This is a genomic window from Bradyrhizobium sp., assembly GCF_017881085.1.
Classification (GTDB): domain Bacteria; phylum Pseudomonadota; class Alphaproteobacteria; order Rhizobiales; family Xanthobacteraceae; genus Bradyrhizobium.
Window position 1 is genome coordinate 1 of record NZ_JADGRI010000154.1, and the last position, 11,969, is coordinate 11,969.

Sequence of the window (11,969 nt, forward strand, 5' to 3'; positions counted from 1 at the left end):
GATCAGCACGATGTCGCGCGAGCCCGTGCGGAAGCGAATTTGCGTGGTGTCGATGGTGATGCCCTGGTCGCGCTCGGTCTGCAGCGCATCCAGAAGAAAGGACCATTCGAATGGCATGCCACGTCGGGCGCTGACGGCTTTCAGCATTTCGAGCTTGCCCTCGGGCAGGCTGCCGGTCTCGTGCAACAGACGCCCGACCAAGGTGGACTTGCCGTGATCGACATGGCCGACGATGACGATGCGGACCTGCGGGCGCGTGGTGCCGTTCGGTGTCGCCGATACGCTTGCGGGGATGATCATGTTCATCGGATCGCTCAACTAAGGTCGGTTCAGAGATAGCCGGCGACGCGCAGCCGCTCGAAAGCGTCTTCGGTCTCGTGGTCGAGCGCGCGGCCCGCGCGTTCCGGCACCCTGGTGTTGTCGAGTTCGATCAGGATCTCCTCGATGCTCGCGGCGCTCGAATCCACGGGATTGGTGATGTCCTGATCGCCCAGCGAGCGATAGCGTTTGCCGTCCTTGGCGAGATAGAGCGGGATGATCGGGATGTCTTCGCGCTTGGTGTAGGCCCAGATGTCGGCCTCGGTCCAATGCAGGATCGGGTGGATGCGCAAATGCGCGCCCGGCGGAGGCGAGGCGTTGAATTGGTCCCAGAATTCCGGCGGCTGATCGCGCACGTCCCATCCGCCTTCGGTGCCGCGCGGCGAGAACACCCGCTCCTTGGCGCGGGTTGCCTCCTCGTCGCGGCGGATGCCGGCGATCAAGCCGTCAAAGCCGTATTTGGCGAGCGCGAGTTTCAATCCCTCGGTCTTGCGCGCCGCCGATCGCGCGGCCGGCGGCAGGGTCGGATCGATGGTCTCGAGCGGCGGACACGGCTCGACCCTGAGATCGAGCTCCCATTCCTTGCCATAGCGATCGCGAAACGCGTACATCTCCGGAAATTTCTTGCCGGTATCGACGTGCAAGGCCGGGAACGGCACGCGGCCGAAGAAGGCCTTGCGCGCGAGCCAGATCATCACATTGGAGTCCTTGCCGAGCGACCACAGCAGCGCGAGCTTCTTCAGCCGCGCGAAGGCCTCGCGGAAAATGTAGATGCTCTGCGCTTCCAGCGCGTCGAGGTGATCCATGGTGGGCTCAAGCGGGGGTCCATTGGCCGGAATTTGCCGGACAGGCGAGCCCTCAGGCGTATCCGACCAAGGCAACCGCTTTTTGACGGAATCGTTGTTGAGAAGATGCATCTCTGGACCTTGGCCTCTGGAGGCGAAAATTCTATAGTTGCATCGCAGCAGAGAAGAAATAATTTTCCCTTTGCGAGGCTTGATCGAGACATATATAGAAAATAATTCTAGTCAACCCCTGAAGTTGGGGAAGCGAGTGTCGCATGCGATTCCTGCCGGTATTTCTCGATCTGCAAGCCGGGCCCGTGCTGCTCATCGGCGCGGGCGATCTGGCGCGGGCGAAACTGCGCCTGCTGGCAGCCGCAGGCGCGCGGGTTCGCTGGTATGCGACCGATGGTCATCACGATGTGAGCGGCCTTGAACCCGCCGACGCGGCGCGGGTCGAGCTTGCGAAAGGCGATCCGTTTTCCGCCGATCTGACCGGCGTCATCGCCATCCTCTGCGCGGGCGCGGGCGACCTTGGACCTACGATGTCGGCGCGGGCCAAGGCGTTGGGCCTGCCCGTGAACGTCATGGACGACCTTGCACATTCGACCTTCATCTTTCCCGCCATCGTCGACCGCGGCGATGTCGTGGTCGCCGTCGGCACCGGCGGAGCGTCGCCTGTCGTGGCGCGCCGGGTGCGCGAGCGCATCGAAGCAGTGCTACCGGCCCGCATCGGCGATCTCGCCGGTTTCGTCGGCCGCTGGCGCAAACCGATCCACGGCCGCATTGGCGAATTTCCGCTGCGCCGCCGCTTCTGGGAGCGCGTGGTCGACGGCCCGATCGGCGCGCTGGTTCTCGCCGGGCGCGCGGACGAAGCCGAAGCCGCGTTGAAAGACATTGCTGATCCCAGCGCGTTTGCCGGCGCGCAAGATGGTGGCCGGGCCGAGGGCAGGGTGACGCTGGTCGGCGCCGGTCCGGGCGATCCGGATCTGCTTACCATCAAGGCGCTGCGCGCGTTGCAGGACGCCGACGTCGTTTTCTATGATGAACTGGTCTCGCCTGAAGTGCTCGATCGCGCGCGCCGCGATGCGTCGCGCGTTCCCGTGGGCCGCCGCATCGGCAAGCCCGGCATCGGCCAGAACGCGATCAACCGGCTGATGATCGTGGCGGCAAGATCAGGCCAGCGCGCGGTGCGGCTGAAGGGCGGCGATCCCTTCGTGTTCGGCCGCGGCGGCGAGGAAGTCGAAGCCTTGCGCAACGCCGGCATCGCCTATTCGATCATTCCCGGCATTACCGCAGGGCTAGGTGCCGCCGCGCAGTTCGAGGTGCCGCTCACCTTCCGCCACGAGGCGCTGCGCATCACCTTCCTCACCGCGCACAAGGCCAGGGACGCCGAAACCGTCGACTGGTCGACGCTGACCGACGAGAAGATGACCGTCGTGGTCTACATGGGCATGACCGCGGCGCCGTCGGTCCGCGCGGGCCTGTTGGCCGCCGGGCGCTCACCGCGAACCCCGGTCGGCGTGTTCGCGCGGGTGACGCGGCCGGACGCGCAAGCCGCTGTCGGCACGCTCGATCGATTGCCCGATCTGATCGAACAGATCGACGGCGGTCCCGCCATTCTCATCATCGGCGACGTGGTCGCGCATTCCGCGCCATGGCGTCACCAAGACCTCAACCAGGTAATGTCAGAACTTTTGGATGCAGCCGAATGACCTCTCCGCTTGAACAGAAGAAAATCAAGATCACCGGCCCGTCGGTGGTCACCGCCAACCGCACCTGGGATGGCATCGTGATCTATCGCACCGCCCGGCAGGACTGGTCGGCCAAGCTGTCGGACGCCGCGATCGTTCGCACGTCGGATGAGGCCCGCGCGCTGCTGGCGGAATCGGTGGCCGACGATGTCGGCGCGGTCGGCGCCTATATCGCGCCGGTCGAAATCAAGGAAAGCGGCAAGATCAAGCCCGGCAATCTGCGAGAACATATCCGGCTCCAGGGCGTCACCATCGATCTTCCGGTTCCGGCATAAGGCCCATCCATCATGTACGCATATGACGAACTCGACCGCACGCTGATCAACGAGCGCGTTGAGGAATTTCGCGACCAGGTGAAGCGCCGGCTGTCGGGCGAACTCACCGAGGACGAATTCAAGATGCTGCGGCTGCAGAACGGCGTCTATCTGCAGCTGCACGCCTACATGTTCCGGATCGCGATCCCCTACGGCACGCTGTCGTCGGAGCAATTGCGGCGGCTGGCCCATGTCGCGCGGCGCTACGACCGCGGCTACGGCCATTTTACGACGCGGCAAAACATCCAGTTCAACTGGATCAAGCTGGCCGAATTGCCGGATGCGCTGGGCGATCTCGCCGAAGTCGGCATTCACGCCATGCAGACGTCAGGCAACAACACGCGCAACGTCACCTCGGATCAATGGGCCGGCGTCGCGCCCGGCGAGATCGAGGATCCGCGGATCTGGTCCGAACTGATACGGCAGTATACGACGCTGCATCCCGAGTTCTCCTTCCTGCCGCGCAAGTTCAAATTCGCGATTACCGCTTCCCCGCACGATCGCGCCGCGATCAAGATCCACGACATCGGGTTGCGGCTGCACAGGAACGCCGAAGGCGAAACCGGCTTCGAGGTGCTGGTTGGCGGCGGCCTCGGCCGCACCCCGTTCATCGGCAAGACCATCAAGCCGTTCGTGCATGGCCGCGATCTCCTCAGCTATGTCGAGGCGATCCTGCGCGTCTACAACCAGTACGGCCGCCGCGACAACATCTACAAGGCGCGCATCAAGATCCTGGTGCACGAGCTCGGCATCGATAAGTTTGCAAAGGAAGTCGAGGACGAATGGCAGGAGATGCGCGACAGCGACACCGCGCTGACGCTGGACGACGCCATGATCGAGGACATCCGGTCGCGCTTCACCTATCCGGCGTACGAAAAGCTGCCGCATACGCCGGAGGAATTGAAGAAGGCCGCGCATGACCCGCTGTTCGAGCGGTGGCGCAAGAATTCGGTATCCACGCACAAGGTGCAGGGCTACGCGATCGTGACGCTGTCGCTGAAGCCGGTGGGCGGACCGCCCGGCGACGCCACCGCCGATCAGATGGACGCGCTCGCCGATCTCGCCGACAAATATTCATTCGGCGAGATCCGCGTCGGGCACGAGCAGAACCTCGCGCTGCCCCATGTCGCAAAGCGCGATTTGCCGGCGCTGTGGAACGCGCTCGACAAGATCGGGCTCGCCACGCCGAACGTCAATCTGGTCTCCGACATCATCGCCTGCCCGGGGCTCGACTATTGCTCGCTCGCCAATGCGCGCTCGATCCCGATCGCGCAGGAACTGACCCGGCGCTTCGCCAACCACGAGACCGCCGACCTGATCGGGCGGCTGCATATCAATATCTCCGGCTGTATCAACGCCTGCGGCCACCATCACGTCGGCCATATCGGCATTCTCGGCGTCGAGAAGAACGGTGAGGAATTTTACCAGATCACGATCGGCGGCCGCGCCGACGAGAATGCCGAGCTCGGCGCCTTGATTGGACCCGCCGTGCCCTATGGCGAAGTCGCCGACGTGGTGGAGGACATTGTCGAAGCCTATCTCGCGCTGCGGGCGCGTCCCGACGAGCTGTTCGTCGATACGGTGAAGCGGCTCGGCGTCGAACCATTCAGGGAGCGCGTCTATGCCACTCGTTAAGGACGGAAAGATAACCGGCGACGAGTTCATCCATGTCGCCGACGACGCCGAGGTTCCCGGCGGCGGCGCGATCCTGCTTTCGTCAACGCGGTTTCTCGGCGATCCGGAGGCGCTGTCGCGGCGCGCTGGCAAAACCGGCGTGATCTGGCCGAACAATCGCGACCTCGACGATCTCGTGCCGTATCTCGACCGGCTCGCGGTGGTCGCTTTGGTGTTTCCGACCTTCCGCGACGGCCGGGCCTACAGCCAGGCGCGGCTGCTGCGGGAACGTCACAATTATCGCGGCGAGTTGCGCGCCACCGGCCAGGTGCTTCGCGACCAGTTCCTGTTCATGCTGCGCGCCGGGTTCGACTCGTTCGAAGTGAAAAAACCGGCGGATGCCGAGGCTTTCGCCATCACGGTCAAGCGTTATTCGGTATTCTATCAGCCGACCGGCGACGGCCGCATGACGGCGCTGCACCGGCGCATGATGCTGCGTCATTCGGAAAGCGCCAGCCCATGAATGCTCTCGCCCATCAGGCGTCATCGGACACGGCGGGCGTGTTGCCGCCCGCGGAAGAGCTTGATCGTGCGCTTCGCAATGCGTCGCCGGCGGAAGTGATCGCAACCGCGTTGCGGACCGTCGGCCGCGAGCGTCTCGCCCTGGTTTCCTCGTTCGGCACCGAATCGGCGGCGCTATTGAAGGTGATGGCCGATGTCGATCCCGCCATCCCCGTGGTCTTTCTCGACACCGGATGGCTGTTTACGGAGACGCTCGCCTATCGCGACACCCTGATCGCGACGCTGGGCCTGCGTGATGTCCGCTCCATCGAGCCGATGGAAGAGACGCTGAACCGCGAGGATCCCGACCGCGAATTATGGTTCTCAGATCCCGACGCCTGCTGCCGCATTCGCAAGGTCGAGCCGCTGGCGCGCGCGCTGAAGCCGTTCAGCGGCTGGATCAACGGCCGCAAGCGGTTTCAGGGCGGCTTGCGCGCCGACATCCCCGTCGTCGAGCAGGACGGTGTCAGGCTGAAATTCAATCCCTTCGCCAATGTCTCGCGCGAAGAGATCGAGGCGGTCTACGCGCGTGCAAATTTGCCGCCGCACCCGCTCGCGAAGTCCGGTTATCTGTCGGTCGGCTGCATGCCCTGCACCAGCCGGAGCTCCTCGGATGAAGACGCGCGCGCCGGCCGCTGGCGCGGCAGGGCCAAGACAGAATGCGGCATCCATACGGTGAAGACTTCGTAGCATGGTGACGTTGCAGCAGCCCGAACAATGAAATGCGGTTTCGTTGACTTAATGCCGCATTGACCTGAGTGATATTCTTGCCTTCGATGACAATGACGTCGTCAGGCCGAATGGAGATTGGGATGTTCCGTCGCATGTTGCCTGTCGTCGCCGCGTTGTGCTGGGCAAGTTCGGCGTTTGCCGCCGATGTCACGTTGCTCAACGTGTCGTACGATCCGACCCGCGAACTCTATGTTGATTTCAACAAGGCGTTCGCGTCAGCCTATCAGAAGGAAACCGGCAAGAGCGTCGAGATCAAGCAGTCGCATGGCGGCTCCGGTTCGCAGGCGCGGGCCGTGATCGACGGGCTGCAGGCCGATGTGGTCACGCTGGCGCTGGCCTATGATATCGACGCCATCGCCAACAAGGGGCTTGTCGCTGCCGACTGGCAGAAGCGGTTGCCGCTCAATGCCTCGCCCTACACATCGACGATCGTGTTCCTGGTGCGCAAGGGCAATCCCAAGGGCATCAGGGATTGGGACGATTTGATCAAGCCCGGCGTCAGCGTCATCACGCCGAACCCGAAAACCTCGGGCGGTGCGCGCTGGAATTACCTGGCGGCCTGGGGCTACGCGCAGAAGAAACTCGGCTCGGCCGACAAGGCCAGACAATTCGTCGCTGATCTCTACAAGAACGTGCCGGTGCTGGACACCGGCGCCCGCGGCTCGACCGTCACCTTCGTCGAGCGCGGCGTCGGCGACGTGCTGCTGGCCTGGGAGAACGAGGCTTTCCTGGCGCAGCGCGAATTCGGCAAGGACAAGTTCGAGATCGTCTCGCCGCCGCTGTCCATTCTGGCGGAGCCCCCGGTGGCGGTCGTCGATGCGGTCGCCGACAAAAAAGGCACCCGCGCGGTCGCCGAAGCCTATCTGAAATACTGGTACACCAAAGAAGGCCAGGAAATCGCCGCGCGCAATTCCTATCGGCCGCGCGATCCCGAGATCGCCAAGCAATACGAAAACTCGTTCGCAAAGGTCGAATTGTTCACGATCGACGACGTGTTCGGCGGCTGGACCAAGGCGCAGAAGGAACACTTCGGCGAAGGCGGCGTTTTCGACCAGATTTACAAGAACTGATTTGCGACGCGGAAGCAGGGGGCATTGTGAGCGGAGGCGCCGGACGACGCAGCACCTTGCCGGGGTTCGGTCTCACCATGGGGCTGACGCTGACCTGGCTCTCCGTCATCGTCCTGATTCCGCTCGCGGGCCTGTTCGTCAAGACCCTTGAACTGAGCCCCGATCAGTTCTGGGGTATCCTGACGAGCCGCCGCACCCTCAACGCGCTGAAGATTTCGTTCGGCCTCGCCTTTGCGGCGGCAGCCGTCAATCTCGTGATGGGCACGATCATCGTCTGGGCGCTGGTGCGCTACCGTTTTCCGGGCCGCCGGTTGTTCGACGCCATCGTCGATGTTCCCTTCGCTTTGCCGACCGCGGTCGCCGGCATCGCTCTGACCGCGCTGTTTGCGCAAAAAGGCTGGCTCGGCGCGCCGCTCGCCGAACTCGGCATCAAGGTGGCGTTCACGCCGATCGGGATCTTCATCGCCATGATTTTCATCGGCATTCCCTTCGTGGTGCGGACGGTGCAGCCGGTGCTGCTCGACCTCGACGTCGAAATCGAGGAGGCGGCCGCCAGCCTCGGCGCCAATCGCTGGCATACGGTTTCCAAGGTGATCCTGCCGAGCCTGATCCCGGCGCTGCTGACCGGATTTGCGCTGGCCTTCGCGCGCGCGGTCGGCGAGTACGGCTCGGTCATCTTCATTGCCGGAAATTTGCCGAACGTGTCGGAGATCGCGCCGCTTTTGATCGTGATCCGGCTTTCGGAGTTCCGCTACGCGGATGCGACCGCGATCGCCGTTGTCATGCTGGTGGCGTCGTTCCTGATCATCTTCGCGGTCAACCGCCTGCAGCGCTGGGCGCAACTGCGCCTGCCCGCGCATTAGGGGCTGATGCCGATGAAGCAACCCCAACGTGTTATGAGTGCCGCCCGGGACGATCTGCGGACCGAGCCGCGGCCGGTTCGCTTCGTCATCATCACGCTGGCGGTGATCTTCCTGACCGTCTTCGTCGTGCTGCCGCTGGTCGTGGTATTCGCGCAGGCCTTCTCAAAGGGCGTCGGCGCCTATTTTTCCGCGCTGTCCGATCCGGAAGCGCTGTCGGCGATCCGCCTGACGCTGCTGGTGGCGGCGATTTCGGTCGGGCTCAATCTGGTGTTCGGGATCGTCGCGGCCTGGGCGATTGCAAAATTCGACTTTCGCGGCAAGACCTTCCTGATCTCGCTGATCGATCTGCCGTTCTCGGTCAGCCCGGTGATCTCGGGCCTCGTGTTCGTGCTGTTATTCGGCGCGCAGGGCTATTGGGGACCCTGGCTGCAAAGCCACAACATCCACGTGCTGTTCGCGGTGCCCGCGATCGCGCTCGCGACCATCTTTGTCACGTTTCCGTTCGTCGCGCGCGCGCTGATTCCGCTGATGCAGGAACAGGGCACGCAGGAGGAAGAGGCCGCGATCTCGCTCGGCGCGTCCGGCCTGCAGACCTTCTTCCGCGTCACCTTGCCGAACATCAAATGGGGCGTGCTCTACGGCGTGCTCTTGTGCAACGCCCGAGCCATGGGCGAATTCGGCGCGGTGTCGGTGGTCTCCGGTCACATTCGCGGCGAGACCAACACGATGCCGCTGCTGGTCGAAATTCTGTACAATGAATATCAATTCGTATCGTCGTTCGCGATCGCTTCGTTGCTGGCGATGCTCGCGCTGATCACGCTGGTGGCGAAGACCATTCTCGAACGGCATCTGGACGAAGGGCAGTCAACGCGTGTCCATTGAAGTCAAAGGCCTGGTGAAGAAGTTCGGCACCTTTGCCGCGCTCGACGGCGTCGACCTGAAGGTCGCCACCGGCGAATTGGTGGCGCTGCTCGGGCCGTCGGGCTCGGGCAAGACCACGCTGCTGCGGATCATCGCGGGGCTCGACTGGCCGGACGCCGGCGAGGTTACGTTCGACGGTGAAAACGCGCTCGCCCATGGCGCGCGGGAGCGCCATGTCGGATTCGTTTTCCAGCATTACGCACTGTTCCGCCACATGACCGTGTTCGAAAACGTCGCGTTCGGCCTGCGGGTGCAGCCGCGCGCGGTGCGCAAGAACGAAGCGGGCATCCGTGCGCGGGTCAGGGAATTGCTGGATCTGGTGCAGCTCGACTGGCTTGCGGATCACTATCCGAGCCAGTTGTCGGGCGGCCAGCGTCAGCGCATCGCGCTGGCAAGGGCGCTGGCGATCGAGCCGCGCATCCTGCTGCTCGACGAGCCGTTCGGCGCGCTCGATGCCAAGGTGCGCAAGGAGCTGCGGCAATGGCTGCGTTCGCTGCATCACGAGATCAACGTGACTTCGATCTTCGTCACCCACGACCAGGAAGAGGCGCTCGAAGTCGCAAACCGGGTAGTGGTGATGGACAGGGGCCGCATCGTGCAGATCGGCACGCCCGGCGATGTCTATGACAATCCGGCGACCGCGTTCGTGCACGGCTTCATCGGCGAGTCGATCGTGCTGCCGGTTGATGTCAGCGACGGCTGCGTGCGGCTCGGCGGCAAGGTGTTGGGTATCAGGGCCGATGGCGCGGCTTCCGGCGCATCGAAACTGTTCGTCCGCCGCCACGACATGCAGGTCGGGCCGGCCGGCAGCGGCGCCTTCGAGGGCAAGGTCCGGCATGTCCGGACCTTCGGCCCGATCCAGCGCGCCGAAGTCGCCTTGTCCGGCGGCGAGACCGTGATCGAGATCGACGCGCCCCGGGATCGGGAACTCAGGACCGGCGATATCGTCGGATTGCAGCCCCGGCACTACCGGATTTTCGCTGGGCAGGACTGATTGCCCGTCATTCCGGGGCGCCATTCACCATTCAGCCACGGTTGGTATGCAACAACCCCCAGGCCATCTGGGGGAATTTCGAATCATGCGGGCGATGATCGCCATTATCGCGCTGTTGGCTCTTGGCGGTTGCGCGGGGGAGGCGCCGATCGAGGAGCCGACCATGTATGCCGACATGGCCAATGCCGGCGCCAGGCTCGATTCCCAGGCCGCGGCGACGATGATTTCGCAATACCGGCAGAACAACGGGCTCGGCGCGGTGACGGTCGACCCCGATCTGATGAAACTGGCGGAAGCGCAGTCGCAGGCGATGGCCAGCCGCAACAAGCTCGACCACGACGTCAAGGCGCCCCTGGCGCAACGCCTCAATGCCTCCGGATACCCCGCGACGGCGGCGGTGGAGAACGTGTCGGCGGGCTATCATACCCTGGCCGAGGCATTTTCCGGCTGGCGCGACTCGCCCCCGCACAGGGCCAATATGCTGAAAACTGGCGTCACAAAATTAGGCATCGCGGCGAGCTATGCTCCAAATACCAAATACAGGGTATTCTGGACGCTCATTATGGCTTCATCGGACCCGCGATAAACCCGGCGTGATCGCCGCCTGGCGCCTCGCAGATTGACGTCACCGCGAAGGGACGCCACGGTGCTCTTCGCTATTCCATATTTTGATTGACCGACACATGACCGATCATCCCAGCCCAGCGCCAGCAAGCACGCCCGCCAAGGCGCATCGCGTGCTGGTGCTGCAGGGCGGAGGCGCGCTCGGCTCCTATCAGGCCGGCGCCTATCAGGCGCTGTGCCACTTTGATTTCGAACCGGACTGGGTCGCCGGCATCTCGATCGGCGCCATCAATGCCGCGATCATCGCCGGCAACCCGCGCGAAAAGCGGGTTGGGCGGCTGAAGGAATTCTGGGACATGGTTTCGGCGCCGGTGCCCTGGAATCCCGTCACCAAGGGCGACCGCGCGCGATCGCTATTCAACGAGACCAGTGCCGCGCTGATCGCGACCTTCGGCGTTCCCGGCTTTTTCCGGCCGAGGATTCCGCCGGCCCCGCTCTGGCCGCAGGGCAGCCCGCAGTCGCAGAGCTATTACGATACCGCGCCGCTGCGCGCCACGCTGGAGCGTCTGGTCGATTTCGACCGCATCAACGCGCTGGAGACCCGGCTCAGCGTCGGCGCGGTCGGTGTCACCACCGGCAACTTCAAATATTTCGACAATTTCGAATTCAGAAAGCAGGGCAAGAGGATCGGGCCGGAACACATCATGGCGTCCGGCGCGTTGCCGCCGGGCTTCCCTGCCGTCGAAATTGAAGGCGAGCATTATTGGGACGGCGGCATCGCCACCAACACGCCGCTCGATTTTGTGCTCGATGCGGAGATCGACAACGACCTCCTGATCTTCCAGGTTGATCTGTTCAGCGCCCGCGGGCCGCTGCCGGTCTCGCTGCTGGAGGCCGCGGAGCGCGAAAAAGACATCCGCTTTTCCAGCCGCACCCGGATGAACACCGACAAGAACAAGCAGATCCACAACACCCGCAAGGCGCTGCGCGAGTTGATGGGAAAGCTGCCCGATTATCTCAAGAACGATCCGTCGGTCGAGATCCTGTGCAAAGCCGCCAAGGAGAACACCGTCACGGTGGTGCACCTGATCTACCGCAGCAAGAACTACGAATCCTCGTCCAAGGACTATGATTTTTCGCATATCGGCATGGTCGAGCACTGGGGCGCGGGCGAGCGCGACGTTCATTTGTCGATGCGACACAAGGACTGGCTCGATCGGCCGCAGTCCGGCGAGACCATGGTCACCTACGATCTCACCGGGGACGGCACCGGAATCCCCGACGACAACAGGAGCAAATGAAATGGGTACGTTGACAGGCAAGACGGCGGTGGTGACGGGATCGACCAGCGGCATCGGACTGGCGTATGCGCGCGCCTTCGCCGGCGCCGGCGCCAATATCGTTCTCAACGGCATGGGCGCGCCCGCCGACATCGACAAGGAACGCTCCGGCATCGAAGCCGAGTTCAAGGTCAAGGCGGTC

At 63.7% G+C, this 11,969-nt stretch carries 14 protein-coding genes; 12 read left to right on the forward strand and 2 right to left on the reverse strand.

Going from position 1 to position 11,969, the window contains the following annotated elements; all coding sequences use genetic code 11:
* Nucleotides 1–306: GTP-binding protein (locus QZ213_RS15720; RefSeq protein WP_291687006.1), on the reverse strand; the 306-nt coding region annotated here is incomplete at its 3' end.
* A gap of 23 nt (nt 307–329) precedes the next feature.
* Entirely contained in the window at nt 330–1,124 is a 795-nt protein-coding gene (gene cysD / locus QZ213_RS15725; protein WP_291687007.1) for a sulfate adenylyltransferase subunit CysD, read from the reverse strand.
* A gap of 254 nt (nt 1,125–1,378) precedes the next feature.
* On the opposite strand from cysD, the gene cysG reads away from it, so the two are divergent.
* The 12 genes from cysG to QZ213_RS15785 all read left to right on the forward strand — a co-directional run.
* A complete protein-coding gene (gene cysG / locus QZ213_RS15730; RefSeq protein ID WP_291687008.1) occupies nt 1,379–2,815 on the forward strand; it encodes a siroheme synthase CysG in 1,437 nt (478 codons plus the stop codon).
* Nucleotides 2,812–3,129 (forward strand): DUF2849 domain-containing protein, encoded by a 318-nt coding sequence (locus QZ213_RS15735; protein ID WP_291687009.1) that lies wholly within the window; start codon nt 2,812–2,814, stop codon nt 3,127–3,129. Before cysG ends, QZ213_RS15735 begins: the two co-directional genes overlap by 4 nt.
* Nucleotides 3,130–3,141: 12 nt before the next feature.
* Nucleotides 3,142–4,803 carry a nitrite/sulfite reductase gene (locus QZ213_RS15740; RefSeq protein ID WP_291687010.1) on the forward strand — a complete coding sequence of 554 codons (1,662 nt, stop codon included), beginning with the start codon at nt 3,142–3,144 and terminating at the stop codon, nt 4,801–4,803.
* Nucleotides 4,790–5,305 (forward strand): DUF934 domain-containing protein, encoded by a 516-nt coding sequence (locus tag QZ213_RS15745; protein ID WP_291687011.1) that lies wholly within the window; start codon nt 4,790–4,792, stop codon nt 5,303–5,305. Before QZ213_RS15740 ends, QZ213_RS15745 begins: the two co-directional genes overlap by 14 nt.
* The gene (locus QZ213_RS15750) at nt 5,302–6,033 is read left to right on the forward strand and encodes a phosphoadenylyl-sulfate reductase (protein WP_291687012.1); all 732 of its coding nucleotides are present in this window, start codon (nt 5,302–5,304) and stop codon (nt 6,031–6,033) included. Before QZ213_RS15745 ends, QZ213_RS15750 begins: the two co-directional genes overlap by 4 nt.
* A 122-nt stretch (nt 6,034–6,155) precedes the next feature.
* Nucleotides 6,156–7,145 carry a sulfate ABC transporter substrate-binding protein gene (locus tag QZ213_RS15755; protein WP_291687013.1) on the forward strand — a complete coding sequence of 330 codons (990 nt, stop codon included), beginning with the start codon at nt 6,156–6,158 and terminating at the stop codon, nt 7,143–7,145.
* A gap of 26 nt (nt 7,146–7,171) precedes the next feature.
* Nucleotides 7,172–8,008, forward strand: a complete 837-nt coding sequence (gene cysT, locus QZ213_RS15760; protein ID WP_291687014.1) for a sulfate ABC transporter permease subunit CysT — start codon at nt 7,172–7,174, stop codon at nt 8,006–8,008.
* Nucleotides 8,009–8,014: 6 nt separating this feature from the next.
* Nucleotides 8,015–8,890 (forward strand): sulfate ABC transporter permease subunit CysW, encoded by an 876-nt coding sequence (gene cysW / locus QZ213_RS15765; RefSeq protein WP_291687015.1) that lies wholly within the window; start codon nt 8,015–8,017, stop codon nt 8,888–8,890.
* A complete protein-coding gene (locus QZ213_RS15770) occupies nt 8,880–9,923 on the forward strand; it encodes a sulfate ABC transporter ATP-binding protein (protein ID WP_291687016.1) in 1,044 nt (347 codons plus the stop codon). Before cysW ends, QZ213_RS15770 begins: the two co-directional genes overlap by 11 nt.
* Before the next feature lie 85 nt (nt 9,924–10,008).
* Nucleotides 10,009–10,509, forward strand: coding sequence for a CAP domain-containing protein (locus QZ213_RS15775; RefSeq protein WP_291687017.1), 501 nt, complete (start codon nt 10,009–10,011; stop codon nt 10,507–10,509).
* Nucleotides 10,510–10,606: 97 nt separating this feature from the next.
* Nucleotides 10,607–11,788, forward strand: coding sequence for a DUF3734 domain-containing protein (locus QZ213_RS15780; protein ID WP_291687018.1), 1,182 nt, complete (start codon nt 10,607–10,609; stop codon nt 11,786–11,788).
* 1 nt (nt 11,789) lies between these two features.
* Nucleotides 11,790–11,969 (forward strand): SDR family NAD(P)-dependent oxidoreductase (locus tag QZ213_RS15785; protein WP_291687019.1); only part of this gene is annotated, 180 nt, incomplete at its 3' end.